Raw genomic sequence first — 26513 nt, 5'->3', positions numbered from 1 at the left:
ACGCCGTCCTGGACGCCGAGGAGCGCGACGCCGGGCACCTACCAGGCCAGCTTCGAGGACCTGGGGCAGCCGCTGGCCGACACGACGTTCGTGGTCGTGGACCTGGAGACGACGGGCGGCGCGCCCGCGGACGGCGGGATCACCGAGATCGGCGCGGTGAAGGTGCGCGGCGGCGAGGTGCTCGGCGAGTTCCAGACGCTGGTGCGCCCCAGCACGCCCATCCCCGCCTTCGTGCAGGTGCTGACGGGCATCTCCAACGGCATGGTGGCCACCGCGCCGAGCGCGGCGCAGGTGCTGCCGTCCTTCCTGGAGTTCGCCGGCTTCGACCGCGGCAGCGTCCTCGTGGCGCACAACGCCCCCTACGACACCTCCTTCCTCGCCGCGGCCTGCCGGATCACCGGGCACCGCTGGCCGAAGCCGGAGGTGGTGGACACCGTGGTCCTGGCCCGGCTCCTCGTCGACCGCGACGAGGCGCCCGACCGCAAGCTGTCGACCCTGGCGAGGCTGTTCAGCACGTCCACCACGCCCGACCACCGGGCGCTGCACGACGCCCGGGCCACCGTCGACGTGCTGCACGCGCTGCTCGGGCGGCTGGGCAACCGCGGGGTGCACACGCTGGAGGACCTGCACTCCATCGCCGCCACGGCGCCGGCCTCGCGGCGGGCCAAGAAGCACCTGGCGGTGGGGCTGCCCTCCGCGCCGGGGGTGTACCAGTTCCGCGACGCGGACGGCCGGGTGCTCTACGTCGGCACCTCGGTGGACGTGCACCGGCGGGTGTCCTCCTACTTCACGGCCTCCGAGAAGCGGGCGCGGATGACGGAGATGGTGCGCGCGGCCGCCACCGTCGTGCCGATCGTCTGCGCGACGCCGCTGGAGGCGCGGGTGCGCGAGCTGCGCCTGATCGCCGAGCACTCCCCGCCCTACAACCGCCGCTCCAAGGCCCCCGAGAAGGTCACCTGGGTCAAGCTCACCGCGGAGGCGTGGCCGCGGCTGTCGCTGGTGCGGCAGGTGCGCGCGGACGCGGCGGAGGGCGCGGAGTACCTGGGCCCCTTCCGCTCGGCGCGCACCGCCGAGCAGGCCGTCGCCGCGCTGCACGACGCGCACCCGTTGCGCCAGTGCACCCGCCGCATCCCGCGCAGCCCGCAGCCGGGGGGTCCGGGGGCGTGCGTGCTGGCCGAGATCGGCCGCTGCGGCGCCCCGTGCCTGGGCACCGAGCGCGGGGGGCAGGACGCGGCCTCCTACGCGGCGGTCGTCGAGGACGTGCGGGCGGCGCTGCGCGCGGACGCCCGCGTCCCGCTGGCCGTCGGCCGGGAGCGCATGCGCGCCCTCGCCGCGGAGCAGCGCTACGAGGAGGCCGCCGCCGCCCGCGACCGGCTGGAGGCCTTCCTGCGCGCCGCCGAGCGCGCGCAGCGCCGCCGGCCGGTGGCCGAGGCCCCCGAGATCGTCGCGGCGCGGCGCTGCGCGAGCACGCCCGGCTGGCCCGGCGGCGGCTGGGAGGTCGTCCTCGTGCGCCACGGCCGCCTGGCCGGCACCTGCCTGACCCCGCGCGGGGCGGACCCGCTGCCGCACATCGAGGCGCTGCGGGCGACGGGCGAGGTCGTGGCCGCCCCCGGGCCCGGGCGGCCGGGGCTGCTCGTGGAGGAGACGGACGCGGTGCTGAGCTGGCTGGAGCAGCCGGGGGTGCGGCTGGTGAGCGTGCAGGGCGCCGAGGAGACCCCCTGGGCCTCCCCCGTGCACGGCGCCGGCTGGGCGCGCCACCGCCTGGGCGGCGCCGAGGCGGCGGCGGCCGCGGACCGCACTAGGCTCCTGCTGTGATCACCGCCATCGTCAACGTCCACTGCGACGGCCGGCGCATCCCCGAGGTCGCCCAGGCCCTCGCCGAGCTCGACGGGGTCAGCGAGGTGTACTCCGTCACCGGCGAGGTGGACCTCGTGGTCATGGTCCGCGTCCGCGAGCACGAGCGCCTGGCCGACGTCATCGCCGGCGGCATCAACAAGGTCGGGGGCGTGGTGAGCACCACCACGAACATCGCCTTCCGGGCGTACTCGCGCCACGACCTGGAGTCCGCCTTCGCCCTCGGGGTCGACTGACCCCGCCGCGTTCGGCCCGCCGCGCCCACCCGGTCGCGCTCAGCCGGCCGCGTTCAGGAGGCGCTGGCGAGCACCCAGCGCTGCAGCACGTCCGCCGCGGCCCCGGAGTCCAGCGAGGCCTCCGCGCGCCGTACCCCCTCGGCGAGGTGCTCGACCAGCCGCCCGGCGGGGTCGGCGTGGGCGCCGCCCGGCGCCCGCACCCCGGCGGCGACCATGGCGGCCGCCGCGTTGAGCACGACCGCGTCGCGCACCGGTCCCCGGGTGCCGGCCAGGACGTCGCGGGCGACGGCGGCGTTGTGCCGGGCGTCGGCGCCGCGCAGGTCCTCCAGGATGGCCGGCGCCATCCCCAGGTCGGCCGCGGGGTCCAGGAGCGTCTCGGCGACCTCGCCCGCCTCGACGACCCACACCCGCGCCGGGCCGGTCGTGGTGAGCTCGTCGAGCCCGTCCTCGCCGCGGAAGACCAGCGCCGAGGTGCCCCGGCCGGCCAGGACGGCCGCCACGAGGGGGGCGATCCGCCGGTCGGCGACCCCCACGGCGGTGGCGCCGGCGCGGGCGGGGTTGGTGAGGGGGCCGAGCACGTTGAAGGCGGTGGGCACCCCCAGCCCGCCGCGCGCACCGGCGGCGAAGCGCATCGCGGGGTGGAAGACCTGCGCGAAGCAGAAGGTGATGCCGACGTCGACGGCCAGGCGCGCCACCCGGTGCGGCGGCAGGTCCAGGCGGACGCCGAGGGCCTCCAGGACGTCGGCGGAGCCGGAGGCCGACGTGGCCGCCCGGTTGCCGTGCTTGACGACGCGGTGGCCGGCACCCGCCAGGACGAGGGCGCCCATGGTGGAGATGTTGACGGTGTTGGCGCGGTCGCCGCCGGTGCCCACGAGGTCGACGACGGGCCCGGGCACCTCCAGGGGCAGCGCGTGCGCGAGCATCGCGTCGGCCAGGCCGGCCAGCTCGGCGCTGGTCTCCCCCTTGGCCCGCAGCGCCACCAGGAAGCCCGCGAGCGCCACGTCGGAGGCCTCGCCGCGCATCACCTGGTCCATGGCCCAGGCGGTCTGCGCGGAGTCGAGGTCGCGGCCGGCGAGCAGCGCGGACAGCAGCCCCGGCCAGGTGGGGGCCCCGCCGGCGGCGGCCCGGGTGACGGCGGTCATGGCGGTCCTGGCTCCCCTGCGTCTCGGACGGGCCGGAGGTCCTCCGGCCCGGGCCGCCCAACCCTACTGAGCGGGTGGGCGCGCGCCCGCGCCCGGAGGCCCTCCACGGCCCTCGCGAAGCCCTCGCGAGGCCCTCGCGGGGGTCTGCGCAGGCGTGGCGCGGACCACGGCGGATCGAGATGGATCTGTGACCTCCACCACCTGCTCACGGACCCTGCACGGGGCGTGTGCGCAGGTCAGACGCTCGGGCACACCTCCTGCACACCGCGTGCGGAACCTCCCCCGACCGGCCCGGCGCAGGTCTACGACACGACGTCGGTGGCCCGGGCGGCGCACCTGGGGACCCGTGGGGCATGATTGGCGACGTGGCGAGTGCACAGGCTGTCCAGAGCAGTACCCCGAGTCCGGCACACGGCTCGGTGAACCGGCCGAACACGGTCTCGGTCGGCGTGATCGTGTGGCTGTCCAGCGAGCTGATGTTCTTCGCCGGGCTGTTCGCCATGTACTTCACGATCCGCTCCGTGGCGCCCCAGCTGTGGGAGACCGGCCCGGAGCTGCTCAACGTCCCGTTCTCGAGCGTGAACACGACGATCCTGGTGATCTCGTCGTTCTGGTGCCAGTTCGGCGTCTTCGCCGCCGAGCGCTTCCAGCCGCGCCGCCTCGGCCGCCTCTGGGAGCTCTCCAAGTGGGGCATGCAGGAGTGGTTCGTCCTCACCTACATCTTCGGCGGGATCTTCGTCGCCGGTCAGGTGTTCGAGTACGCGGAGCTGGCCCACGAGGGCCTGACCATCGCGACCAACGCCTACGGCTCGGTCTTCATCCTGGCCACCGGCTTCCACGGCATCCACGTCTTCGGCGGTCTCGTCGCCTTCCTCATGGTCATCGGGCGCTCCTTCGCCGCGAAGCGCTTCGGTCACCAGGAGGCCACCAGCGCCATCGTCGTCTCGTACTACTGGCACTTCGTCGACGTGGTGTGGATCGGCCTCTTCACCGTGATCTACATCCTCAAGTAACCGCCGAACCGCCCGCGAAGCCCCCGAACGCCCCGTAGGAAGCGAGCACCAGCACCGTGACCAGGACCCTCACCGCACTCAGCGCCCGACGGCGCCACCCGTTGGCCGTCGTCGTGCTGATCGCGTTGGCGCTCCTCCTCGTCGGGGGCCTGTACGCGGCAGTGGCGCCGCGGGACGCGCAGGCCTCCACCTCGGCGGCCTCGGCCGACGACATCGAGGCGGGCAAGAAGCTCTTCCTCGCCAACTGCGCCACCTGCCACGGGCTCAACGCCCAGGGCGGCAACGTCGTCGAGGGCAAGGTGGCCGGCCCGTCGCTCATCGGCGTGGGCGCCGCCTCGGTCGACTTCCAGGTCGGCACCGGCCGCATGCCGCTGGCGCAGAGCGCGGCGCAGGCCCCGGAGGTCTCCAAGATCCGCTTCTCGCAGGAGCAGATCGACCAGATGGGCGCCTACATCGCCTCCCTGGCGCCGGGCCCGGCCGTGCCGACCGACGAGGAGCTCGACGTCTCCGGCGTCAGCGACGAGCAGCTCGCGCGCGGCGCGTCGATCTTCCGCACCAACTGCGCGATGTGCCACAACTTCGCCGGCAAGGGCGGTGCGCTGACGGCGGGCAAGTACGCCCCCGACCTCACCGACACCTCCGCCAAGCACATCTACGAGGCGATGGTGACCGGCCCGCAGTCGATGCCGGTCTTCAACAACAACACCATCAGCCCCGAGGACAAGACGGCGATCATCGCCTGGCTCACCCAGCAGGAGAAGCGCCCGGACCCGGGCGGGCTGACCGTCGGCTCGATCGGCCCGGTCAGCGAGGGCATCGTCGCCTGGATCGCCGGCATCGGCATCCTCATCGGCTGCTCGGTCTGGCTGGGGATGAAGTCCTCCTGATGACGAGGCAGACGACGGTCAGGACCAGCACGCAGGACACGGACGGGCAGGGAGCATGAGCGACATCGAACGCGCCGAGGAGGCGCACGGGCAGGCGGGGACGACCCTCGCCAAGCCCGCGGGCGGCCTTCCCGACCGCTTCGAGAACCCGGGTCTGCCGCCGCACCAGCACCGCATGGGCGACACGGACCCCAAGGCGGCCAAGAGGGCCGAGCGGCAGGTGGCGATCCTGCTGCTGCTGTCGATGATCGGCTCGATCGGGATCATCGTCTCCATCATCGCCATCAAGTACGACGGCAGCTTCGACCGGATCGGCCTGTCGACGCGGGCGATCGGCCTGTCGATGTTCCTGTCGCTGTTCGCCCTCGGCGTCGGCGCGGTGCACTGGGCCAAGACCCTCATGCCCGACGACGAGCGCATCGACTACCGCCACCGCCAGCGCGGCACGGAGGCCGAGCGCGCCGAGGCGGTCGCCATCCTCAAGGAGGGTGCCGGCGAGGCCGCCCTCGGGCGCCGGCCGCTCATCCGCAACACCCTCGTCGGGGCGCTGGCGCTGTTCCCGATCCCGGCGGTCTTCTTCTTCCGCGACACCGGCCCGCTGCCGGGCGACGACCTGTCGACGACCTTCTGGAAGGCCGGCGACTACCTCGTCAAGGACCCGGAGGGCGGCCGCATCCGGGCCGCCGACGTCAGCCTGGGTTCCGTCGTGCACGTGCTGCCCGAGGGCATCGAGGAGGAGGAGGACGTCCTCAACCAGAAGGCCAAGGCGGCCGTCCTCCTCATGCGCCTCGAGGAGAACCTCCTGACCGAGAAGTCCGCGGACTGGGGAGTGGACGGCACCGTCGCCTACTCCAAGATCTGCACCCACATGGGCTGCCCCGTGGCCCTGTACGAGCAGCAGACCCACCACCTGCTGTGCCCCTGCCACCAGTCGACCTTCGACCTGACGCAGGACTGCAAGGTGATCTTCGGCCCCGCCAAGAGGCGCCTGCCCCAGTTGCCCATCGAAGTGGACGACGAGGGCTACCTCCGGGCGAGCAGCGGCTTCCACGAAGCCGTGGGCCCCAGCTTCTGGGAGCGCGGATGAGCACCATCGACAAGGTCGCCGGCGGCGTCGGCAACTTCGCCGACGACACCGTCGGTGCCAGCAAGGTCGTCAACGGGTTCGCCCGGAAGATCTTCCCCGACCACTGGTCCTTCATGCTCGGCGAGATCACGCTGTACAGCTTCGTGATCCTGCTCTTCACGGGGACGTTCCTGACGTTCTTCTACGAGCCGAGCGCCGCCGAGACCACCTACGTCGGCAACTACGCCCCGCTCGCCGGGCAGCACGTGTCCGAGGCGTACGCCTCGTCGCTGCGGCTGTCCTTCGACGTGCGCGGCGGGCTGATCATGCGCCAGGTCCACCACTGGGCCGCGCTGGTCTTCGTCGCCGCCACGATCGTCCACATGGCCCGCGTGTTCTTCACCGGCGCCTTCCGCAAGCCGCGCGAGATCAACTGGGTCATCGGCGCGATCCTGGCGATCCTGGCGGTCTTCGAGGGCTTCACCGGCTACTCGCTGCCCGACGACCTGCTGTCGGGCACCGGCATCCGCATCGCCCAGGCGATCATCCTGGCGGTGCCGGTCGTCGGTTCCTACATCAGCTTCTTCCTCTTCGGCGGCGAGTTCCCGGGCCAGGACTTCATCCCGCGGTTCTTCACCATCCACATCCTGCTGCTGCCCGCGATCATGCTCGCGCTGATCGTGGTGCACCTCATGCTCGTCGTGGTGCACAAGCACACCCAGTACCCCGGCCCGGGCCGCACCGAGGACAACGTCGTCGGCTTCCCGCTCTTCCCGGTGTACATGGCCAAGGCCGGCGGCTTCTTCTTCATCGTCTTCGGCGTCATCGCCCTCATCGCGGGGCTGGTGTCGATCAACCCGATCTGGGCCTACGGCGCCTACGACCCCTCACCCGTGACGGCCGGTTCGCAGCCGGACTGGTACATGGGCTGGCTCGACGGCGCGGTCCGGCTCATGCCGGGCTGGTTCGAGTTCAACCTGCTGGGCTTCACCTTCTCGATGAACATCTTCATCCCCACCACGGTGGTGATCCTGTTCACGATGGGCGTGCTGTGCCTGTACCCCTGGATCGAGCAGGCGGCGACGGGTGACCGTCGCGAGCACCACCTGCTGGACCGTCCGCGCAACCAGCCGACCCGCACGGGTCTCGGCGTCATGGCGCTGACGTTCTACGTCCTGCTGTGGATCTCCGGCGGCAACGACATCATCGCCCACATGATGGGGCTGTCGATCAACGACATCACCCGCTTCCTGCGGGTGGCCGTCTTCGTCCTGCCGGCGCTGGCCTTCGTCATCACCAAGCGGATCTGCCTGGGCCTGCAGCGCAAGGACCGCGAGAAGGCGCTGCACGGTCGTGAGACCGGTCGCATCGTCCGCCTGCCCCACGGCGAGTTCATCGAGGTCCACGCCCCCCTCACCGAGGTCGAGCGCTGGACCCTCGTGCAGCACGACTCCTTCCGCCCGATGGAGATCGAGGACCGCCTGGACGCCGGCAACCCGAGCTCGCTGTACGGCAAGGTCCAGCGGCGGCTGTCGAAGTTCTACTTCGAGGACCGCGTCGAGCCGGTGACCCCCGCCGAGCTGGCGGCCTCGCACCACGACCACCACGGCGAGGTCGAGGGCGGGCACCACGACGCGGTCGACGCGGGCAACAACCCGGCGATCGGCACGTCGCAGACCCTGCACGGCTGAGCACCAGCACCGCTGCACGACGAAGGCCCCGGGCGGGAATGCCCGGGGCCTTCGTCGTGTCCGAGCACCGCTCAGACGGCGCCCCGCCGGCGCAGCCAGACCAGCGCCACCCACGCCGGGGGCACCCGCGCCCAGAAGGTCAGCAGGCGGTGCAGCAGGGCCGCGGACAGGGCCGGACCGGGCTCCAGGCCCGCGGCCACGAGCCCGGCGGTCAGGGCGGCCTCGGAGGCCCCCACGCCCCCCGGCACGGGGACGGCGGCGGTGACGGCTGAGCTGCCCACCACGACGAGCACGAGCAGCGCGAACGACGGTTCACCGCCGAAGGCCCGCGCACTGGCGTCGAGCGTGGCCGCGAAGCCGAGCGGTACGGCGAGGTGACCGGCGAGGGCGACGGCCAGGCGGCGCGGTGAGGTCAGCGCCCCGCGCAGAGCGGGCCACTCCCGGCGCACCGGCACGAGCACCCGCTCACGCAGCTGCCGGCGCGCCCACGGCCAGGAGCGCCCGGCGACCGCGACGAGCACCACCCCGGCCAGCGCCACCACGAGCACCGGCCACGGGACGAGCTCGGCGATCCCCCACTCCCGCCCGACGGAGAGCAGGCAGAGCGCCAGCACCACGGCGGTGACGGCGAAGGACGTCGACTGGACGACACCGATGGTCGTCGCCGCCACCGCCAGCGGCACGGCGCCCTGGCGCTGCACGTAGCGCACGGTGAGCGCCACCCCGCCGGTGCTGGACGGCGTGACGAGGTTGACGAAGGACGTGGCCAGCCAGAGCACCCCCGTGCGGACCACCGGCAGCCGCACCGGCGCCAGCGAGACCATCGACGCCACGTTGCCCAGCAGCGGCACCACCGACAGCAGCACCGCCAGGACGAGCCAGCGCACCTGCGCACCGCGCAACCGCTCCCCCAGGTCCGCACCCTCCAGCCGGCGCGCCAGCACGAGCACGGCGGCGACGGTGGCGGCGGTGAGCAGCAGCGTCCAGACGCGGCGGGACGGGCCCCGTCGGCGCGGGAGGGTCGGCGGGTGGTCCGGTGTCACCGGACCACCCTGCCAGGCCTCAGGTGGGCAGGGCGGAGCCCTCGCGCCACTGCTCGTAGGTCTGGTTCCAGACGTTGAACCCGTTGCCCGGCTCGATGGCCCGGTCGCTGCCCACGAAGGTGACGACGTCACCGACCTTGGAGTGCTCGAAGACCCACCGGGCGTCCTCGGTGCTCATGCCGGTGCAGCCGTGGCTGACGTTGGCCGAGCCCTGGGAGGCGACCGACCACGGTGCGGCGTGCATGAACTCCCCGGAGTTCGTCAGCCGCACGGCGTACCGGACGGCGACGTTGTAGTAGTCCGGGTCGTCCTTGCTGACGCCGGTCGTCTCCGCGTCCATCTGGCGGGACTCCTCGAGGCTCATGACGACCTTCGTCCCGCTGCGGGTGACGTACTTGCCGCCGTTGCCGGTCTGGCCCAGCGTGACCGGGATGGTGCGCAGGACCTGCCCGTCCCGGGTGACGGTGAGGGTGTGGGCGCCGATGTCCACGGTGCTGACCATGGCGGAGCCGACGGTGAAGTCGATGTCCCGCGTCGTGCCCCACACGCCCGGCGCCACCTCGACAGCGCCGAGGTCCACGTCGACGTGGACCTCGCTGTGCGCGGGCCAGTAGTCCCTCGGGCGGAACTCGACCTTCGTGTCGGACTGCCAGGCCCACGAGCCCTCGACCTGAGCGGGCCGGGTCGTCACCACGAGGCCCCGCTCGACCACGGCACGCCGGTCGGCGGCGATCGGCGAGTCGAAGGTCACGATGACGGGCATGCCGACGCCGACCTCGGAACCGCTCAGCGGTGCGACGGCCGGGAAGGCGGTGCCCAGCGGCGTCAGGGTGGTGAGGGTGCTGTCCGCGGTCGTGGGCGTGCCCTGGGCGTTCGCGGCCACCGCGTGCACGGCGTAGCTGGTGGCCGGCGCCAGCGCAGCGGTGCTCGTCCACGTCGTCCCCGCCGCGTCCAGCGCACCGGCCAGCGGCGTCCCGTCGGCGGCGGTGACGCTGACCTCGCCCAGCCGCCCCCCGGCGGCGGTGACGGTCACCGGGGTGTCGGGCCGCACGTCGCCGCTGGCGTCGGCGGGGGCGACCGTGATCGAGGCGGGTGCGGCGGACGCCGAGGCGCTGGAGCCGCTCGTGGCCGGGCCCCCCGCTCCGGAGTCGGACTGGCAGGCGCCCAGCGGGAGGGCCAGGGCGAGGACCAGGGCCGCCGGGGCGAGCGCCCGCACGCGGGCGCGGGGACCGGCCGGCCGGGACGTGCCGCTGCCGGGTCCCCGGTGCGTGCTGGACGTGCTGGGCGTGGACGTGCTGGATGTGCTGGACGGCGTGCTCAACGGCGTGGTGTCTCCCCCGAGGACCTCGCGGCCCTCCTCGTGCTTCCCCCTACCCACATCCTCGCACCGGGAGTGGTCACCAGGAGGACGCGACGCGAGGTCGTCGCGTTGCACGCACCGGCGCACCCACCGCTCACGATCCGGTCACGACGACGAGGGGCCCCGCACCGGACGGTGCGGGGCCCCTCGTCGAGACGGTCGCCTCAGTGGGCGTGCTCACCCTGGTAGTACTCGAAGACCCAGCCGACGATCATCGGCACGGTGACGACGAGGCCGATGAGCCACAGCCACCAGCCGACGGCCACGCCGAAGAACGCGAGCGCGGCGCCGCCGGCCAGGTACAGCGGCCACCAGCTGAAGGGCGGGAAGAAGCCCTGCTCCCCCGCACCCTCGCTGATGTCGGCGCGCGGGTTGTCCTCGGGACGCTCGTCGATGCGGCGGGCCGAGATCGCCAGGTAGGTGCCGACCAGGATGGCCAGACCACCGGTGAGCAGGAGGGAGATGAAGCCCACCCACTCGTTCCACTCGGCGAGCATGCCGTAGACGAACGCCAGCGGGACGAAGAAGAGGATGCCGCCGGAGAAGAGCCAGGTTTCAGGCTTCATCGGTCAGTGCCCTTCCTTGAGGTCGTCGCGGCCGGTGCGCTCGGAGCCGCCGTAGACCGCCTGCAGCAGGTTGCCGCCCTCGTTGCCGCCCTGGTCGTCGTGGCCGACGGCCTCGGGGTGGTGCAGGTCGAAGGCGGGGCGCTCGGAGCGGATGCGCGGCAGCGAGACGAAGTTGTGCCGCGGCGGCGGGCAGGAGGTCGCCCACTCCAGCGAGGCGCCGAAGCCCCACGGGTCGTCCACCGTGACGCGCTCGCCGTAGCGGGCGGTGCGGTAGACGTTCCACAGGAAGGGCAGGAAGGACAGCCCGAGGATGAAGGCCCCGATCGTGGAGATCTGGTTCATCGTCGTGAACCCCTCACCGGGCAGGTAGTCCGCGTAGCGGCGCGGCATGCCCGCCGCCCCCAGCCAGTGCTGGATGAGGAAGGTGGTGTGGAAACCGACGAACAGCAGCCAGAAGTGCAGCTTGCCCCAGCCCTCGTGCAGCATCTTGCCGGTGAACTTCGGCCACCAGAAGTAGAAGCCGGCGAACATCGCGAAGACGACGGTGCCGAAGACGACGTAGTGGAAGTGCGCCACCACGAAGTAGGAGTCCGAGAGCTGGAAGTCCAGCGGGGGCGAGCTGAGGATGATGCCGGTGAGGCCGCCGAAGAGGAAGGTGACCAGGAAGCCGACGGCCCACAGCATCGGAGTGTCGAAGGTCAGCGAGCCGCGCCACATGGTGCCGAGCCAGTTGAAGAACTTCACGCCCGTGGGCACGGCGATGAGCATCGTCATGAAGGCGAAGAAGGGCAGCAGCACCTTGCCCGTGACGTACATGTGGTGCGCCCACACCGTCACCGACAGGCCGGCGATGGAGATGGTCGCGAAGACCAGGCCCTTGTAGCCGAAGACCGGCTTGCGGCTGAAGACCGGGAAGATCTCGGTCACGATGCCGAAGAACGGCAGCGCGATGATGTAGACCTCGGGGTGGCCGAAGAACCAGAACAGGTGCTGCCACAGGATCGGCCCGCCGTTGGCGGCCTCGAAGACGTGCGCGCCCATGATCCGGTCGGCACCCAGCGCCAGCAGCGCGGCGGCCAGCACGGGGAAGGCCATGAGCACGAGCACGCTGGTGATGAGGATGTTCCAGGTGAAGATCGGCATCCGGAACATCGTCATGCCGGGGGCGCGCATGCAGATGATCGTGGTGACGAAGTTGACCGCGCCGAGGATGGTGCCGAAGCCGGAGAAGGCCAGGCCCATCACCCACAGGTTGCCGCCCAGGCCGGGTGAGTGGACGACGTCGGAGAGCGGAGCGTAGGCGAACCAGCCGAAGGAGGCCGCGCCGCTGGGGGTGAGGTAGCCGGCCGCGGCGATGAGGCCGCCGAAGAGGTAGAGCCAGTAGCTGAACATGTTCAGCCGGGGGAAGGCGACGTCCGGGGAGCCGATCTGCAGCGGCATGATCGCGTTGGCGAAGGCGGCGAACAGCGGTGTCGCGAACAGCAGCAGCATGATCGTGCCGTGCATGGTGAACGACTGGTTGTACTCGTTCTTGGTGGCGAAGACCTGCATGCCGGGCTCGAAGAGCTCGGCGCGGATGAGCAGCGCGATGACACCGCCGACGAGGAACCAGGCGAAGGAGGTGACGAAGTAGAGGTTGCCGATGACCTTGTGGTCGGTGCTCGACAGCCACCCCGCGATGATCGAGCCGTGCCGCCTGGGGACGACGGCCCCCAGGGGCTGGCGCGAGGTCACCCTCGTCGCCGTCCCCGGCAGGTTGAAGCTCTCAGCTGCCATCAGTCGTTGTTCCCGTCGCTGGATTCGTCTTGTGCGTTGTCCGCGGCGCCGTCCACCTCGTTGGCGCCGGCGAGCGTCGTCGGCAGCGAGCCGGTCTGACCGGCGGCCTGCAGGTCGTCCAGGCGCTGCTGGTACTCCTGCGGGGAGACCACGCGGACGTTGAAGAGCATCTCCGAGTGGTAGTCGCCGCACAGCTCGGCGCACTTGCCCTTGAACTCACCCTCCTTGGTGGGGGTGACCTGGAACTTGTTCGGGCTGCCCGGGATCATGTCCATCTTCATGAGGAAGGCGGGCACCCAGAAGGAGTGGATGACGTCGCGCGAGTACAGGTCGAACTGGACCGTCTCGCCGACCGGCAGGTACAGGGTGGGCAGGTCGTCCTCGACGCCCGCCTGACCGGTCAGGTCGGCCTGGCGGCCGGTGTCGTAGACGTACGGCTGCCCGTCCTCGTCCAGGTAGTTGAAGTCCCAGGACCACTTCTTGCCGACGACCTGGATGGTGACGTCCGGCGTCTCGGAGGTGTCCAGGACCGCCTGCTGGTCGCGGGCGGTGTAGTAGAAGAGCACCCCGACCATCATCACGGGGACGATGGTGTAGAGGATCTCGATCGGCATGTTGTAGCGGACCTGCGCCGGCAGCACCGGGTCGCCCTTGCGGCGGCGGTAGGCCACGACGCACCAGATCGTCAGCCCCCAGACCAGCAGGCCGACGACCAGCGCGGCGATCCAGGACCCGTCCCACAGCTCGGAGAGGCGCTCGGTGTGGTTCGTCGCGCCGATGCTGTCGTCGGGGAGGAAGAAGTTGCTCGCCGAGGCGTCCGGCCAGTCCCCGGCGCAGCCGGACAGCACCAGGGCGCTCACCCCGGTGAGGACGCCGGCGACCAGCGCCTTGGGGGGACGGCGACGACGCGTCGCGCCCGAGTCTCGCGTGCCCAACGTCGGCCTTCCCACGGTTCGTGCAGAGATCGGGGACGATCCGTGCCCTTCGAGCGTTCGTCGTGCGCAGACCGGTCCCCTCGGGGATGAGACTACCCCCCGTCGTAGTCGTTCGGCCGTTCGGGGCGCGCCGCGAAGACGGGGGGCACGGGCAGGGCCAGGGCGGCGCCCAGCATCCGCAGGTAGGAGGCCCGCGCGACCTCCTCGACGCCGAGGGTGGCCAGGTGCTCGGTGCGCCACTGCACGTCGACCAGCCGGCCCGCCGCGCCGTCGGCGCGCAGCAGGTCGGCCAGGGCCACCACGGCGGCCTTCGAGGCGTCGCGCACGCGGTGGAACTTGGACTCGGCGGCGAAGAGCCCGCCCAGGAGGACGCCGTAGAGGCCGCCGGCCAGCTCGCCGTCGCACCACACCTCCACCGAGTGCGCGACGCCCAGCGCGTGCAGGCGCCCGTAGGCGTCCGCCACCCGCGGGGTGATCCAGGCGCCGGGGCGCGCGGGGTCGGCGCAGCCGGCGACGACCTCGTCGAAGGCGGTGTCCACGCGCACCTCGAAGCGGCGCAGGGAGCGCGCCAGCGAGCGGGACACGTGCACGCGCTCGGGCCGCAGCACCCCGCGCGGGTCCGGCGACCACCAGCCGATCGGCCCGCGCCCGCCACCGCCCAGCCCCATCGGGAAGAGCCCGTGGCGGTAGGCCTCCAGCAGCGTGCCCGGCGACAGGTCGCCGCCGGTGGCCACCAGGTCCTCCCCCGGCGCCGGCAGGAGGTCCCCGAAGCCGAAGCGGGAGGAGCCGGTCGGTCGGCGGGGCCGGACGGCGGCGACGGCCGGGAAGGGGGCGCCCCACACGCGAGCGGCCCCCGCACCCGAGGGTGCGGGGGCCGACGGCGGGACGGCGCCCGGATCAGCTGAAGGAGTCACCGCAGGCGCAGCTGCTCCCCGCGTTGGGGTTGTCGATGGTGAAGCCCTGCTTCTCGATGGTGTCGGCGAAGTCGATGGTCGCGCCGTCGAGGTAGGGCACGCTCATCTTGTCGACGACGACCTCGACGCCGGAGAAGCCGCGCACGGCGTCGCCGTCGAGCGTCCGCTCGTCGAAGTAGAGCTGGTAGATGAGGCCCGAGCAGCCGCCGGGCTGCACCGCGATCCGCAGCCGCAGGTCGTCGCGGCCCTCCTGCTCCAGCAGGGTGCGGACCTTCGTCGCGGCCACGTCGGTGAGCTCGACGCCGTGGGTCGGCTGCGCGACGGTCTCGCTGCCGGTGGTCGTCGTGGTCATGAGCATCGTCTCCGGAATCGCTCGGCTGCCCCGGCCCGCGGGCCGGGTCTCGTCCGTGGAACCGTGCGGTCCCCGCGGTTGTTCCCGCCCCGAGACTACGACCGCGGCGGCGCTCCCGTCACCGCGGCGGGCACGCCGGCCAGCCCGTCCAGCAGCAGGACCTCCCCCAGGCAGGCGCGCGCGAAGTCCGCCAGGTGCAGGGACTCGTCGGCGCCGTGGGCGCGCGAGTCGGGGTCCTCCACCCCGGTGACCAGGATCGAGGCCCCCGGGTAGACGGCGACGAGGTCGGCGATGAAGGGGATGGAGCCGCCCATGCCCATCTCCACGGTCGCCTCCCCGTACGCCTCGGCGAAGGCCGCCCGCGCCACGTCGTGGGCCGGGGAGGTGGTGTCGGCGGAGAAGGAGCGCCCCGACTCGCCCTCGGTGACGGTGACCCGGGCGCCGAAGGGGGCGTTGGCCAGCAGGTGGCGGCGCAGCGCGGCCATCGCGGCGGCCGGGTCCTGGCCGGGGGCGGTGCGCATGCTCACCTTGGCCCGCGCCGAGGGCACGAGCGTGTTGCTGGCCGCGTCCACGGGCGTGGCGTCGAGGCCGACGACGGAGACGGCCGGCTTGGTCCACAGGCGGTCGGCGACGCTGCCGGTGCCGGCCAGGCGCACCCCCTCCAGCACGCCCGCGTCGGCGCGGTAGGTGGCCTCGGGCAGGTCCACGTCCGGCGCCTGCGCCGCGTGCAGGCCCTGGACGGCCACGTCGCCGGCCTCGTCGTGCAGCGTCGCCAGCAGCCGCGACATCGACACCAGGGCGTCCAGGACCGGGCCGCCGTTGACGCCGGAGTGCACGGCGTGGCTCAGCACGTCCACCCGCACCTCGCAGTCGACGAGGCCGCGCAGCGTCGTGGTGATCGCCGGGACGCCGACGCGCCAGTTGCCGGAGTCGGCCACGACGATGACGTCGGCGGCCAGCCGCTCGCGGTGGGCCGCCAGGAAGGTCCCGAACGCCGGCGAGCCGACCTCCTCCTCGCCCTCGACGAAGACGGTGACGCCGACGCCGTCCTGCGGGCCCCACAGCGGCAGCAGCGTGCGCAGGGCGTGCACGTGCGCCAGCACGCCGGCCTTGTCGTCGGCGGTGCCGCGCCCGTACAGGCGCCCGTCGCGCTCGACCGGCTCGAAGGGCGGGCTGGCCCAGTCCTCCTCGCGCCCCGGCGGCTGCACGTCGTGGTGGGCGTAGAGCAGCACGGTGGGCCGCCCGGCGGGCGCGGGGCGGTGCGCGACGACGGCCGGGGCGCTGCGCCCCGCGCCCTCGCCGGCCCGGCGCACCTCCACCTCGGGCACGCCCGTCGAGCGCAGCAGCGCGGCGACCGCCTCGGCGCTGGCCTCGACGTGGCGCTGGTCGAAGGCGCGGGCGGACACGCTCGGCACGCGCACGAGCGCCTCGAGGTCGGCGCGGGTGGCCGCGTCCTGGGCGGCCGAGGCGGCGCGCAGCGCCGCCAGCCGCTCCGGGCCGGTCGAGGAGGTGCTGGAGGTGCTGGAGGTCACGTCCGCGACCGTACACAGCGGGGGTGCGCGGGCGGGGTGCGCGGGCGGCGGTGACGTACCCTGGGCGGGTGTTCGGACGCTCGAAGGAGAAGCCAGCCCCCGCGCCGGAGGCGCCCGCCGTCGAGCTGACGAAGGTGGGCGGCAAGGGCCGCCCGACCCCCCGGCGCAGCGAGGCGCAGGCGCGCAACGTGCGCCCCCTGGTGCCGGTGGACCGCAAGGCCGCCGCCCGCTCCGCCCGCGAGGCGCAGCGCGCCGAGCGGGCGAAGGTGCAGTCGGCGCTGATGACCGGCGACGAGCGCTACCTGCCGCTGCGCGACCGGGGCCCGCAGAAGCGCTTCGTGCGCGACGTCGTCGACGCGCGCCGCAACGTCGGCGAGTACTTCCTCATCATCGCCGGCGTCTCGCTGGTGCTGTCGATGCTCGCCACGCCGCTGGGCTCGGCCGAGCTGGTGCTCGTCACGACCCTGCTGATCTACCTCATGCTCGCCGTCGTGGTCGTCGACAGCATCGTGCTGGGCCGCAAGCTCAAGCGGGCCGTCGCCGCGCGCTTCGAGGAGCCCGAGCGGGGCCTGGTCTCCTACGGGGTGACGCGGGCGCTGCAGATCCGCCGCATGCGCCGCCCGGTGGCGATGGTCCCGCGCGGCGCGCAGCCGCGCTGAGGCGGCCACGACGATGAGCGCCCCCCCGCTGTCCCGCCCCGTCCCCACGACGCACTCGCGCGCCGTGCGCTGGAGCACGACCGCGGCGCTCGCGGTGACCGTGCTCATCATCGTCACCGGCGGCGTCGTCCGCGTCACCGGCTCCGGCCTGGGCTGCCCGACGTGGCCGCGCTGCACCGACGACTCCTTCACCTCCGCCACCGCCTCCACGGGCCTGCACGGGGCGATCGAGTTCGGCAACCGGATGCTGACGACCGTCATCGTGCTGGCCGTCGGCGCGGTGATCGTCTCGTGCCTGCTGCAGCGCCCGCGCCACCGCACCCTGCTGTGGTCGGCCTGGGGCCAGTTCGCCGGCGTGCTGCTCAACGCCGTCGTCGGGGGCATCACCGTCTGGACGGGGCTGAACCCGTACGTGGTGGCCGCGCACTTCCTGGCCGCGATCGCGCTGCTGGCCTCCACGACCGTCAGCTACGACATCGCCCACCGCGCGCTGCTGCCCGCCCCCTCGCGCTCCAGCCGCCGCCTGGCCTGGGCGCTGGGGGTGGTGACCGCGGTGGTCGTCGTCCTGGGCACGCTCGTCACGGGCGCCGGCCCGCACCCCGGCGACTCCTCGGAGGTGCACCGCATCCCGGTGCCCTGGACGGCCGTGACCGTCGTGCACGGCGTCGCCGCCACGGCCGCCCTGGCGCTGGCCGCGGCGACGGTCGTCGTGGCCCGCCGGGCCGGCGACGACCTCGTGCGCCGGCGCGCGCTGGTCCTGCTGGTGCTCTTCGCCGCGCAGGCCGCGCTGGGCGTCTACCAGAGCCTGGAGGGCCTGCCGGGCCTGGCCGTCGTCCTGCACCTGGCCGGTGCGGCGCTGACCTGGGCCGGTGCGGTCCGGGTGCTGCTGGCCGCCCGCAGCCACGACGTCGACCGGCGCGCGGGGGAACTGCTCAGCGCCTAGTGCTCGCAGCCGGGGGTCGGGCCCACTAGGTTCGCGGCCATGGAGTTCCGACACCTCGGACGCAGCGGACTGAAGATCTCCGAGATCACCTACGGCAACTGGCTGACGCACGGCTCCCAGGTGGAGAACGACGCGGCCATCGCGTGCGTGCACGCAGCTCTCGACGCCGGGATCTCGACGTTCGACACCGCAGACGTCTACGCCAACACCGCCGCCGAGACCGTGCTGGGCGCGGCCCTGAAGGGTCAGCGGCGGGAGAGCCTCGAGATCCTCACGAAGGTCTACTTCCCGACCGGCCCCAAGGGGCACAACGACTCCGGGCTGTCGCGCAAGCACGTGCTGGAGTCGATCGACGGCTCGCTGCGGCGGCTGGGCACCGACCACGTCGACGTCTACCAGGCCCACCGCTGGGACGTCTCGACGCCGGTCGAGGAGACGATGCAGGCCTTCGCCGACGTCGTCCGCGCCGGCAAGGCCCTCTACATCGGCGTCAGCGAGTGGACGGCCGACCAGCTGCGCCAGGGCCACGCCCTGGCCGCGCAGCTGGGCTTCCAGCTCATCTCCAACCAGCCGCAGTACTCGGCGCTCTACCGCGTCATCGAGCCCGAGGTCGTGCCGGCCTCGCGCGAGCTGGGGATCTCCCAGGTCGTCTTCTCCCCCATCGCGCAGGGCGTGCTCACCGGCAAGTACACGCCGGGCGGGGCGCCGCCCGCGGGCAGCCGCGCGACGGACGAGAAGGGCGGCAAGCAGATGATCAGCCGCTGGATGCGCGACGACGTCCTCTCGCGCGTGCAGGAGCTGAAGTCGGTGGCCGCCGAGCTGCAGCTGTCGATGGCCCAGCTGGCGGTCGCGTGGGTGCTGCAGAACGACAACGTCGCCGCGGCCATCATCGGCGCCTCCCGGCCCGAGCAGGTCACCGAGAACGTCAAGGCGTCGGGGGTGCGGATCCCGGCCGAGCTCATGGCCCGCATCGACGCCGTCCTCGGGGACGTCGTCGAGCGCGACCCGGCCCGGACCGCGGCCTCCGCGCCCACCGAGCGCCCCTCCTGACCGCTCGCCCGGCGGTGTCCGGCCCGCGGCGCGCTCGCGCCGTGGGCCGGACACCGCCGGGCGGCGGCGCTCAGTCGGCCGGGCGCAGGCTGAGCGGTCCGTAGACCTTCGCACCGTCGGCCCACAGGTGGGCCTGCTCGACACCGCGCTCGCGCAGGCCGCGCCAGCTCTCGCCGATCCACGTCTCCGCGTCGGACTGGGTGGGGAAGCTCTCCCCGCCCGCCTCGACGGGGCGGCCCTCGGCGTCCTCGTAGCTCCACGTCCACTGCGTCGGCCTCACGTCGGCAACCTACTCGCCGCCGCGGTGCGGCGCCGCGGCGGTGCCGCGCCCGCCGTCGTGCCCGCCGTCGTGCCCGCCGGAGCGCTCGTCGTGCTCGGCTCCGGGCTCGGCTCCGGGCTCGCCGTCGTGGTGCCGGCGCCGGCGCAGGTCGACGACGGCGAGGACGAGGGAGGCCAGCACCAGGCCCAGCGAGACGCGCAGCCCGTGCGAGAGCGAGTCCCCGAAGACCCGCTGGACCTGCGCGGGCACCTCCCCCGAGGCGGCGGCGCCGCTGGTCCTGCCGCCGAGCCCGGCCCCGGCGATGGTGGAGAAGAAGACGGCGGTGGTGGCGGCCACGCCGATGGCCGACCCCACCCGCTGCCCGGTCTGCAGCACCCCGCCGGCGACACCGGCGACCGAGCGCGGCACGTCGGCCAGCGCGAGCGTCTGGTTCGGGGAGATGACCAGCCCGCTGCCGGCACCGGCCACGGCCAGGCAGGCGGACAGCGCGACGGCGCCGCCGGTGCCCTGCACGGCGGCGGAGACCACGTCGGCGGCCGTCAGCCCCACCGCCACCACGACGAGCCCGACGACGACCACCGCGCGCCCGCGCTGGGAGACCTGCCGGCCCCCGACCTGGGCGAAGACGGCGGACATGACGGCGAACGGCGTCTGCACGAGCCCGGCCTGCAGCGGCGAGAAGCCCAGCCCGGCCTGCAGGTAGAGGGTGACCACGAGGAAGATGCCGGTGAACCCGGCGAAGTAGGCGATGCCGACGAGGGCCCCCACCGTGAACGACGACGTGCGCACCAGCTCGCCGGCGACGACGGGCTCCCGGCCGCGCCGGCCCTCGAAGCGCTCCCAGAGCGCGAAGGCCGCGAGCAGGAGCACGCCGGGCACGAGCAGCAGCCACCGGGCGGGGGCGTCGCCCTGGCCGGTGGTGAGGACGAAGGGCAGCATGCAGCACACGACCGCGAGCCCCAGCAGCAGCAGGCCCACGACGTCGAGGTGCAGCGGCCCCCGCTCGCGCCGCTGCCGGCGGGGCAGCCAGCGCCAGGCCAGCGGCAGCAGCACGAGGCCGATGGGCACGTTGACGAGGAAGACCCCGCGCCAGCCCTCCTCCTCGCCGAAGACGGCGAGGATGGCGCCGCCCAGCAGCGGGCCGACGGCCGTCGACAGGCCGATCGTCGTGCCGAAGGCCCCGAACGCCTTGCCGCGCTCGGCGCCGGTGAACAGCTGCTGGATGAGCGCCAGCACCTGCGGGTTGATCAGCCCGGCCGTGACGCCCTGGAGCAGGCGGACGACCGAGAGGGCCGTCGCCGACTGCACGAGACCGGCGGCCGCGCTCGTGAGCACGAACCCCGCCAGGCCGACGACGAACAGCGTCCGGCGCGAGTACAGGTCGCCGAAGCGGCCCGCGGGCACCAGCACGAGGCCGAAGGCGAGCGCGTAGCCGGCGACGATCCACTGCACCTGGCTGGGCCCCGCGCCCAGCGAGCCCTCGATCGAGGGCAGCGCGACGTTGACGATCGAGACGTCGAGCAGGGTCATGAACCCGACCGCGAGGCAGACCGCCAGGGCGCGCCAGCGGCGGGGGTCGGGTCCGCCCTGCTGGTCGGCGCCGCCGGGTGGGCGTCGGGCGACGTCGGTCACGGGTGCTCCTCGCGGGGGGGGTCGGCGGGCCTGCTCGACCCTCACCCGTCCCGCGCCCGCCGACAACTCGAAACGCCTCAGCGGTCGGTCTCCCGGCGGCTGCGGGAGGCGGCCAGCTCGGCGAGCACGCGCCGCGCCCAGCCGGGGCCCTCGTAGATGAAGGCGGTGTAGGCCTGCACCAGGGATGCCCCGGCGGCCAGTCGCTCCGCGACGTCGGCGGCGGTCTCGACGCCGCCGACGCTGACGAGGACGAGGGAGTCGCCGGCGCGGGCGGCCAGGCGGCGCAGCACCTCCAGCGAGCGCCGCTTCAGCGGCGCGCCCGACAGCCCTCCGCCGCCGGCGGCCTCGACGAGCGCGGGCGCGGAGCGCAGCCCCTCGCGGCCGATCGTGGTGTTCGTCGCCACGATGCCGTCCAGCCCCTCCTGCACGGCCAGGTCGGCGACGGCGTCGACGTCCTCGTCGGACAGGTCGGGGGCGATCTTGACCAGCAGCGGCACGTGCCGGTGGGCGGCGGCGTCGGCGGCCCCGCGCACGGCCCGCAGGACGGGGCGCAGCTTCTCGACGTTCTGCAGGTCGCGCAGACCGGGGGTGTTGGGCGAGGAGACGTTGACGACGAGGTAGTCGGCGTAGGGGGCCAGCAGCCGGGCCGAGACGGCGTAGTCCTCGGCGGCGTCGGCCTCGGCCACGACCTTGCTCTTGCCGATGTTGACCCCGACCACGACGCGGTGGCGGGGCGGGACGGCGCGCAGCTGGCGCAGCCGCCGGGCGACGGCCTCGGCGCCGGAGTTGTTGAAGCCCATGCGGTTGACCACGGCGCGGTCGGCGACGAGGCGGTGCAGGCGCGGCTTGGGGTTGCCCGGCTGGGCGCGGGCGGTGACGGTGCCGACCTCGACGAAGGAGAAGCCGAAGTGGCTGAGGGCCTCCACGCCCGCGCCGTCCTTGTCGAAGCCGGCGGCCAGGCCCAGCGGGCTGGGGAAGTCGATGCCGAGGACGCGGGTGCGCAGCCTCGGGTCGTCCTCGACGAAGACGCGCCGCAGCACGCCGGGCGCGAGCGGCAGCCGGCTGGCCAGCCGCATCCCGGTGAAGGCCCAGTGGTGGGCGTCCTCGGGGTCGATCCGCGTGAGGACGTTGCGGTACAGCGCCCGGTAGGCACTCCCCGAGCCGACTGCCACCACGTCCCGCGCCCCCGATCCCCCGGAGAGCCGGCGCTCGCACGGCTCCCCCGGAACGATAGTGCGTCCGGGCGCGCAGCCGCCCCACGCCCTCGCGCGAGGGGGTGGGGCGGCGGGCCGGCCCGGGGGCCGGGTCAGGAGCCGGCTCAGGAGGTCAGCGACGACGTCCGGGTCTCGCGCAGCAGGGACAGCGCGACCAGGCTCACGACGGCCGTCGCCGCGAGGTAGAAGCCGACCCAGCTGACCCCGTACGCCGTGGCCAGCTTGACCGCCGTGTAGGGGGCCAGCGAGGCGCCGAGGATGCTGCCGGCGTTGAAGGCCAGCGAGGCGCCCGTGTAGCGCACGTTCGTCGGGAACAGCTCGGGCAGGTAGGCCCCGATGGGCCCGAACACCAGGCCCATGAAGAACAGCCCGGCGCACAGCCACACCATGACGAAGGCGGTCTGCCCGGAGCCGAGCAGCGGGCCGGTGAGCAGCCCGACGACCGCGCCGCCGACCATCGCGGTGGCCAGCACGGGGCGGCGGCCGAAGCGGTCGGACAGCCAGCCCGAGAGCGGGGTGGCGGCGGCCATGAAGAGCACGGCGACGCACAGCATGAGCAGGAAGTCCTGGCGCTCGTAGCCCAGCGCCGGGCCGGTGCCGTAGCTCAGCGACCACGTCGTGGTCAGGTAGAAGAGCGTGTAGGTGAGCATGACGGAGAAGGCGCCGAGGACGACGATCCTCCAGCTGCCGCGGAAGGTCTCCGCGACGGGGACGCGCACCTGCCGCTTCTCGGCCAGCGCCTTCGCGAAGACGGGCGTCTCGGCGAGGCTGAGGCGGATCCAGAGCCCGAGCAGGACCAGGACGGCGCTCAGCAGGAACGGGATGCGCCAGCCCCAGGAGGTGAACGTCTCGTCGCTCATCGTCGTGGCGAGCACGATGAAGAGGCCGTTGGCGAGGACGAAGCCGAAGGGGGCGCCCAGCTGCGGGAACATGCCGTAGAGCGCGCGGCGGTTCGCCGGGGCGTTCTCGGTGGCCAGCAGCGCCGCGCCGCCCCACTCGCCGCCCAGGCCGAAGCCCTGCCCGAAGCGCAGCAGGCACAGCAGGACGGGGGCGAGGTTGCCCGCGGTGGCGTGGGTGGGCAGGACGCCGATGAGGACGGTCGAGATCCCCATGACCAGCAGGGCGGCGACCAGGGTCGTCTTGCGGCCGACGCGGTCGCCGAAGTGGCCGAAGACGATCGAGCCGATCGGGCGGGCCACGAAGGCGATGGCGAAGGTGGCCAGCGAGGCGAGCGTCTGCGCGGTCTCGTTGCCGGAGGGGAAGAACAGCGGGCCGAAGACGAGGACCGCGGCCGTGGCGTAGACGTAGAAGTCGTAGAACTCGATCGTCGTGCCGATGAGGCTCGCGGCGGCGACCCGGCGCACCGGGTTGGCGGGCGCGCCCGCACCCGTGGCGGCGCGCGTGGAGGTGTTCAGGTCGGAGGGACCCATCGTGGACCTTCGCAGTCAGACGTGGCGGGGGCAGCCGTCCGCGGACCGTTCCGCGCACGGCCACGCCGGATCGGGGGTCCCCCGCCCGGCGTGCGTCCACCCGGCCGTCCACCGGGGTCGCCGTCGCCGATCGGGTGTGACCGGGATCCTACGCAGGAGCCGTGGAGGATCCAATCCGCGAGACGCCCGTCCCACCATCCGAGACGGCGTCCGGGGCGGCACCGGGCAGCTCGCAGGAGGCGGGCCCGCCCGGGCCCTCGAGCAGGCGCGAGCGGATGAGGAAGCGCACGCCGTCCGGCGCCTCCAGCGAGAACCCCGCCCCGCGCCCGGGCACCAGGTCGATGGTCAGGTGGGTGTGCGCCCAGCGGGCGTGCTGCTCCTTGGACATCCACACCCCGACGGTGAAGGCGTCCTGCCCCTCGTCCGCGGGCACCAGCAGGTCCCCCAGGTGCTCGTCGGCCTCGGAGAGCAGGAAGTCGCCGTCCGGGAAGCACATCGGCGAGCTGCCGTCGCAGCAGCCGCCGGACTGGTGGAACATCAGCTCCCCGTGGCGCGCCCGCAGGCGGCGCAGCTGCTGCGCCGCCCGCGGGGTCAGGGCGACCCGCTCCCGGCCCGCACCGGGTGCGGTCTCCCCCGGGCGCGGCTGCATCAGCGCCGGCCCATCAGAAGAACCCGACCTTGCTCGTCGAGTAGCTGACGAGGAGGTTCTTGGTCTGCTGGTAGTGGTCGAGCATCATCCGGTGGTTCTCCCGGCCGATGCCGGAGCTCTTGTAGCCGCCGAACGCCGCGTGCGCGGGGTAGGCGTGGTAGTTGTTCGTCCACACCCGCCCGGCCTGGATGCCGCGGCCCATCCGGTAGGCGAGGTGGACGTCGCGCGACCACACGCCGGCGCCGAGGCCGTAGAGGGTGTCGTTGGCGATCTTCAGCGCGTCGTCGGGGTCGTCGAAGCGGGTCACCGACACGACCGGCCCGAAGATCTCCTCCTGGAAGATGCGCATCGAGTTGTCGCCCTCGAAGATCGTCGGCGTCACGTAGTAGCCGCCCGACAGCTCCCCGCCCAGGTCGGCGCGCTCGCCGCCGGTGACGAGCTTGGCGCCCTCCTGCCGGCCGATGTCGATGTAGGACAGGATCTTCTCGAGCTGGTCGTTGCTGGCCTGCGCCCCGATCATCGTGGCGGTGTCCAGCGGGTTGCCCTGCACGACGGCCCTCGTGCGCGCCACCGCGTCGTCGAGGAAGCCGTCGTAGATCGAGCTCTGGATGAGCGCGCGCGAGGGGCAGGTGCACACCTCCCCCTGGTTCAGCGCGAACATCGTGAAGCCCTCGAGCGCCTTGTCGTAGAAGTCGTCGCGGGCCCTCGCGACGTCCTCGAAGAAGAGGTTGGGGCTCTTGCCGCCCAGCTCCAGGGTGACGGGGATGAGGTTCTGGCTGGCGTACTGCATGATCAGCCGACCCGTCGTCGTCTCGCCGGTGAAGGCGATCTTGCGGATGCGCGGGGAGCTGGCCAGCGGCTTGCCCGCCTCGGCGCCGAACCCGTTGACGACGTTGACGACCCCCGGCGGCAGCAGGTCCCCGATGAGCTCCATGAGCAGCATGATCGAGGCGGGGGTCTGCTCGGCGGGCTTGAGGACGATGGCGTTGCCGGCCGCGAGCGCCGGGGCCAGCTTCCAGACCGCCATGAGCAGCGGGAAGTTCCACGGGATGATCTGCCCGACGACGCCGAGCGGCTCGTGGAAGTGGTAGGCGACGGTGTCGTCGTCGATCTGGGAGATGCCGCCCTCCTGCGCGCGCACCGCCCCGGCGAAGTAGCGCAGGTGGTCCACCACGAGCGGCAGGTCGGCGCCCAGGCACTCGCGCACCGGCTTGCCGTTGTCCCAGGTCTCCGCGACGGCGAGCCGCTCGAGGTTGGCCTCGATGCGGTCGGCGATGCGGTGCAGGACCAGGGCGCGCTCGGCGACGGAGGTGCGCCCCCACGCGGGGGCGGCGGCGTGCGCGGCGTCGAGGGCCCGCTCGACGTCGGCGGCCGTGCCGCGGGCGACCTCGGTGAAGACCTGCCCGGTCACCGGCGAGGGGTTCTCGAAGTACTCCCCGCTCGCGGGGGCCACGCGCTCACCGCCGATCCAGTGGTCGTAGCGGTCGGCGTAGCTGACGACGCTGCCCGCACGGCCGGGTGCCTCGTAGACCGTCATGACGAACCTCCACGGGAGAGAACCGGCGACCGCTCCGTCGCCGTGCCGCCACGGTGCGCCCGGCGGCGTTGCAACCGCGTTGCACCCGGACCGCACCCGGGCCCCCGCCCGGGGCCGGCGCCTCAGGCGACCCCGAGCCGGCGGGCGCGGGCCAGGGCCTCGCCGCGCGCGGGGTCGCCGGGCGCCAGCCGGCGCAGCACCTCGGCGGCCACGGCCGGGTCGTCGCGGCCGCAGGCGCCGCGGGCGAAGCGCAGCAGCGCGGCGTCGTCGTCCCCCTCCAGCACGGCCGTGCGGACGCCGACGGCCAGCTCCTCGCGCAGCTCGCGCACCGCGGGCGCGTCCGAGCCGGGCAGCAGCTCCCCCGTGCAGGCGGCAACCGCGGCCGCGGTGCGCCCGGCGCGCAGCGCCTCCAGCACCTCCAGGGCGTCGCAGTGCAGCCGGCCCAGCACCCGGTAGGGCGCGGCGGAGACGCCCGGAGCGCCGGCGCCGCACCCCGCGAGCACGGTGCGCAGCCGGTGCACCTCGGCGCGCACGGACACCGGGGCCAGGTCGCGGTCGTCCAGGGCGGCCGCCAGGGCGGCGGCGCTGCGGCCCGCGCCGCGCCGCTGCGCCCCGTCGGCCAGCAGCACGAGCAGCAGCTCGGCGTGCCGCAGCGACAGCGGCCGCACCCTCCCCCCGACGACGAGGACGCCGTCCCCGCCGAGCACGCGCAGCGCGGCCTCGGCGGCAGGGGGGTCGGCGCGGGGGCGGGG

Annotated in this window: 24 protein-coding genes and 1 pseudogene; 9 read left to right on the top strand and 16 right to left on the bottom strand. The window is 73.6% G+C overall.

What is annotated here, in order from left to right; genetic code table 11:
* Nucleotides 1-1815, top strand: a 1815-nt coding sequence (locus GTQ99_RS03870) for a DEDD exonuclease domain-containing protein (protein WP_276611946.1), incomplete at its 5' end; no start/stop codon positions are given.
* A complete protein-coding gene (locus GTQ99_RS03865) occupies nucleotides 1812-2090 on the top strand; it encodes an Lrp/AsnC ligand binding domain-containing protein (RefSeq protein WP_166614422.1) in 279 nt (92 codons plus the stop codon). The genes GTQ99_RS03870 and GTQ99_RS03865, both read left to right, overlap by 4 nt.
* A 53-nt stretch (nucleotides 2091-2143) precedes the next feature.
* On the opposite strand, the gene trpD is transcribed toward GTQ99_RS03865, so the two are convergent.
* The gene (gene trpD / locus GTQ99_RS03860; RefSeq protein WP_166614421.1) at nucleotides 2144-3232 is read right to left on the bottom strand and encodes an anthranilate phosphoribosyltransferase; all 1089 of its coding nucleotides are present in this window, start codon (nucleotides 3230-3232) and stop codon (nucleotides 2144-2146) included.
* A gap of 353 nt (nucleotides 3233-3585) precedes the next feature.
* On the opposite strand from trpD, the gene ctaE reads away from it, so the two are divergent.
* Genes ctaE through qcrB form a run of 4 tightly spaced genes read left to right on the top strand, consistent with a single transcriptional unit; the run spans nucleotide 3586 to nucleotide 7889 of the window.
* Nucleotides 3586-4245, top strand: a complete 660-nt coding sequence (gene ctaE, locus GTQ99_RS03855) for an aa3-type cytochrome oxidase subunit III (protein WP_166614420.1) — start codon at nucleotides 3586-3588, stop codon at nucleotides 4243-4245.
* Between the two features lie 56 nt (nucleotides 4246-4301).
* Nucleotides 4302-5132: a cytochrome bc1 complex diheme cytochrome c subunit gene (gene qcrC, locus GTQ99_RS03850; protein ID WP_166614419.1), complete on the top strand. Its 831-nt coding sequence runs from the start codon at nucleotides 4302-4304 to the stop codon at nucleotides 5130-5132.
* A 55-nt stretch (nucleotides 5133-5187) separates the two neighbouring features.
* Nucleotides 5188-6219 carry a cytochrome bc1 complex Rieske iron-sulfur subunit gene (gene qcrA / locus GTQ99_RS03845; RefSeq protein ID WP_166614418.1) on the top strand — a complete coding sequence of 344 codons (1032 nt, stop codon included), beginning with the start codon at nucleotides 5188-5190 and terminating at the stop codon, nucleotides 6217-6219.
* A complete protein-coding gene (qcrB, locus tag GTQ99_RS03840) occupies nucleotides 6216-7889 on the top strand; it encodes a cytochrome bc1 complex cytochrome b subunit (protein WP_166614417.1) in 1674 nt (557 codons plus the stop codon). The genes qcrA and qcrB overlap by 4 nt, the downstream gene beginning before the upstream one ends.
* 71 nt (nucleotides 7890-7960) lie before the next feature.
* Here qcrB and GTQ99_RS03835 read toward each other — a convergent pair whose 3' ends face one another.
* The 8 genes from GTQ99_RS03835 to GTQ99_RS03800 all read right to left on the bottom strand — a co-directional run bounded on the left by GTQ99_RS03835 (nucleotide 7961) and on the right by GTQ99_RS03800 (nucleotide 16367).
* Nucleotides 7961-8932, bottom strand: a complete 972-nt coding sequence (locus GTQ99_RS03835; RefSeq protein ID WP_166614416.1) for a lysylphosphatidylglycerol synthase domain-containing protein — start codon at nucleotides 8930-8932, stop codon at nucleotides 7961-7963.
* 19 nt (nucleotides 8933-8951) lie between these two features.
* Nucleotides 8952-10310, bottom strand: a complete 1359-nt coding sequence (locus GTQ99_RS03830) for an Ig-like domain-containing protein (protein WP_166614415.1) — start codon at nucleotides 10308-10310, stop codon at nucleotides 8952-8954.
* Nucleotides 10311-10456: 146 nt separating this feature from the next.
* Entirely contained in the window at nucleotides 10457-10858 is a 402-nt protein-coding gene (locus GTQ99_RS03825; protein ID WP_166614414.1) for a cytochrome c oxidase subunit 4, read from the bottom strand.
* A 3-nt stretch (nucleotides 10859-10861) separates the two neighbouring features.
* Entirely contained in the window at nucleotides 10862-12634 is a 1773-nt protein-coding gene (ctaD, locus tag GTQ99_RS03820; RefSeq protein WP_166614413.1) for an aa3-type cytochrome oxidase subunit I, read from the bottom strand.
* The gene (gene ctaC / locus GTQ99_RS03815) at nucleotides 12634-13584 is read right to left on the bottom strand and encodes an aa3-type cytochrome oxidase subunit II (protein ID WP_166614412.1); all 951 of its coding nucleotides are present in this window, start codon (nucleotides 13582-13584) and stop codon (nucleotides 12634-12636) included. The genes ctaD and ctaC overlap by 1 nt, the downstream gene beginning before the upstream one ends.
* Nucleotides 13585-13661: 77 nt before the next feature.
* On the bottom strand, nucleotides 13662-14411 hold the full coding sequence (gene aat / locus GTQ99_RS03810) for a leucyl/phenylalanyl-tRNA--protein transferase (protein WP_338074698.1): 750 nt from the start codon (nucleotides 14409-14411) through the stop codon (nucleotides 13662-13664).
* Between the two features lie 55 nt (nucleotides 14412-14466).
* Complete coding sequence (locus tag GTQ99_RS03805) at nucleotides 14467-14835, bottom strand: HesB/IscA family protein (protein ID WP_166614411.1); 369 nt, start codon at nucleotides 14833-14835, stop codon at nucleotides 14467-14469.
* A gap of 95 nt (nucleotides 14836-14930) precedes the next feature.
* Nucleotides 14931-16367 carry a dipeptidase gene (locus GTQ99_RS03800; protein WP_338074697.1) on the bottom strand — a complete coding sequence of 479 codons (1437 nt, stop codon included), beginning with the start codon at nucleotides 16365-16367 and terminating at the stop codon, nucleotides 14931-14933.
* 68 nt (nucleotides 16368-16435) lie between these two features.
* Here GTQ99_RS03800 and GTQ99_RS03795 point away from each other — a divergent pair, with 68 nt between their 5' ends.
* Genes GTQ99_RS03795 through GTQ99_RS03785 form a run of 3 tightly spaced genes read left to right on the top strand, consistent with a single transcriptional unit; the run spans nucleotide 16436 to nucleotide 19019 of the window.
* The gene (locus tag GTQ99_RS03795; RefSeq protein ID WP_166614410.1) at nucleotides 16436-17026 is read left to right on the top strand and encodes a DUF3043 domain-containing protein; all 591 of its coding nucleotides are present in this window, start codon (nucleotides 16436-16438) and stop codon (nucleotides 17024-17026) included.
* 13 nt (nucleotides 17027-17039) lie between these two features.
* Nucleotides 17040-17969, top strand: coding sequence for a COX15/CtaA family protein (locus GTQ99_RS03790; RefSeq protein WP_166614409.1), 930 nt, complete (start codon nucleotides 17040-17042; stop codon nucleotides 17967-17969).
* Nucleotides 17970-18008: 39 nt separating this feature from the next.
* Nucleotides 18009-19019: an aldo/keto reductase family protein gene (locus GTQ99_RS03785; protein ID WP_166614408.1), complete on the top strand. Its 1011-nt coding sequence runs from the start codon at nucleotides 18009-18011 to the stop codon at nucleotides 19017-19019.
* A gap of 70 nt (nucleotides 19020-19089) precedes the next feature.
* On the opposite strand, the gene GTQ99_RS03780 is transcribed toward GTQ99_RS03785, so the two are convergent.
* From GTQ99_RS03780 to GTQ99_RS03750, 7 genes and pseudogenes are all read right to left on the bottom strand, one after another.
* Nucleotides 19090-19299 carry a hypothetical protein gene (locus GTQ99_RS03780; RefSeq protein WP_166614407.1) on the bottom strand — a complete coding sequence of 70 codons (210 nt, stop codon included), beginning with the start codon at nucleotides 19297-19299 and terminating at the stop codon, nucleotides 19090-19092.
* A gap of 9 nt (nucleotides 19300-19308) precedes the next feature.
* Complete coding sequence (locus GTQ99_RS03775) at nucleotides 19309-20829, bottom strand: MFS transporter (RefSeq protein ID WP_205706733.1); 1521 nt, start codon at nucleotides 20827-20829, stop codon at nucleotides 19309-19311.
* Between the two features lie 179 nt (nucleotides 20830-21008).
* On the bottom strand, nucleotides 21009-22103 hold the full coding sequence (locus GTQ99_RS03770) for a quinone-dependent dihydroorotate dehydrogenase (protein WP_166614423.1): 1095 nt from the start codon (nucleotides 22101-22103) through the stop codon (nucleotides 21009-21011).
* Between the two features lie 146 nt (nucleotides 22104-22249).
* Complete coding sequence (locus tag GTQ99_RS03765) at nucleotides 22250-23575, bottom strand: MFS transporter (protein ID WP_166614405.1); 1326 nt, start codon at nucleotides 23573-23575, stop codon at nucleotides 22250-22252.
* A gap of 148 nt (nucleotides 23576-23723) precedes the next feature.
* Nucleotides 23724-24224, bottom strand: a complete 501-nt coding sequence (locus GTQ99_RS03760; protein WP_166614404.1) for a DUF779 domain-containing protein — start codon at nucleotides 24222-24224, stop codon at nucleotides 23724-23726.
* Between the two features lie 13 nt (nucleotides 24225-24237).
* Nucleotides 24238-25761: an aldehyde dehydrogenase gene (gene adh / locus GTQ99_RS03755; protein WP_166614403.1), complete on the bottom strand. Its 1524-nt coding sequence runs from the start codon at nucleotides 25759-25761 to the stop codon at nucleotides 24238-24240.
* 122 nt (nucleotides 25762-25883) lie between these two features.
* Nucleotides 25884-26513: pseudogene (locus GTQ99_RS03750) on the bottom strand (transcriptional regulator); the annotation flags it as partial.

Origin of the sequence: Kineococcus vitellinus (assembly GCF_009906315.1) — a bacterium.
Taxonomy (GTDB): Bacteria; Actinomycetota; Actinomycetes; order Actinomycetales; family Kineococcaceae; genus Kineococcus; species Kineococcus vitellinus.
The sequence above is the reverse complement of the archived record's forward strand: the minus strand, read 5'-3'. Positions and strand labels throughout refer to the sequence as shown.

What these genes read in the sequence shown, in the direction of transcription:
- trpD (WP_166614421.1), bottom strand. Translation starts at nt 3,232, where the DNA reads ATGACCGCCGTCACCCGGGCCGCCGCCGGCGGGGCCCCCACCTGGCCG.
- ctaE (WP_166614420.1), top strand. Translation starts at nt 3,586, where the DNA reads ATGATTGGCGACGTGGCGAGTGCACAGGCTGTCCAGAGCAGTACCCCG.
- qcrA (WP_166614418.1), top strand. Translation starts at nt 5,188, where the DNA reads ATGAGCGACATCGAACGCGCCGAGGAGGCGCACGGGCAGGCGGGGACG.
- qcrB (WP_166614417.1), top strand. Translation starts at nt 6,216, where the DNA reads ATGAGCACCATCGACAAGGTCGCCGGCGGCGTCGGCAACTTCGCCGAC.
- GTQ99_RS03825 (WP_166614414.1), bottom strand. Translation starts at nt 10,858, where the DNA reads ATGAAGCCTGAAACCTGGCTCTTCTCCGGCGGCATCCTCTTCTTCGTC.
- ctaD (WP_166614413.1), bottom strand. Translation starts at nt 12,634, where the DNA reads ATGGCAGCTGAGAGCTTCAACCTGCCGGGGACGGCGACGAGGGTGACC.
- GTQ99_RS03805 (WP_166614411.1), bottom strand. Translation starts at nt 14,835, where the DNA reads ATGACCACGACGACCACCGGCAGCGAGACCGTCGCGCAGCCGACCCAC.
- GTQ99_RS03790 (WP_166614409.1), top strand. Translation starts at nt 17,040, where the DNA reads ATGAGCGCCCCCCCGCTGTCCCGCCCCGTCCCCACGACGCACTCGCGC.
- GTQ99_RS03785 (WP_166614408.1), top strand. Translation starts at nt 18,009, where the DNA reads ATGGAGTTCCGACACCTCGGACGCAGCGGACTGAAGATCTCCGAGATC.
- GTQ99_RS03775 (WP_205706733.1), bottom strand. Translation starts at nt 20,829, where the DNA reads ATGACCCTGCTCGACGTCTCGATCGTCAACGTCGCGCTGCCCTCGATC.
- GTQ99_RS03765 (WP_166614405.1), bottom strand. Translation starts at nt 23,575, where the DNA reads ATGGGTCCCTCCGACCTGAACACCTCCACGCGCGCCGCCACGGGTGCG.
- GTQ99_RS03760 (WP_166614404.1), bottom strand. Translation starts at nt 24,224, where the DNA reads ATGCAGCCGCGCCCGGGGGAGACCGCACCCGGTGCGGGCCGGGAGCGG.
- adh (WP_166614403.1), bottom strand. Translation starts at nt 25,761, where the DNA reads ATGACGGTCTACGAGGCACCCGGCCGTGCGGGCAGCGTCGTCAGCTAC.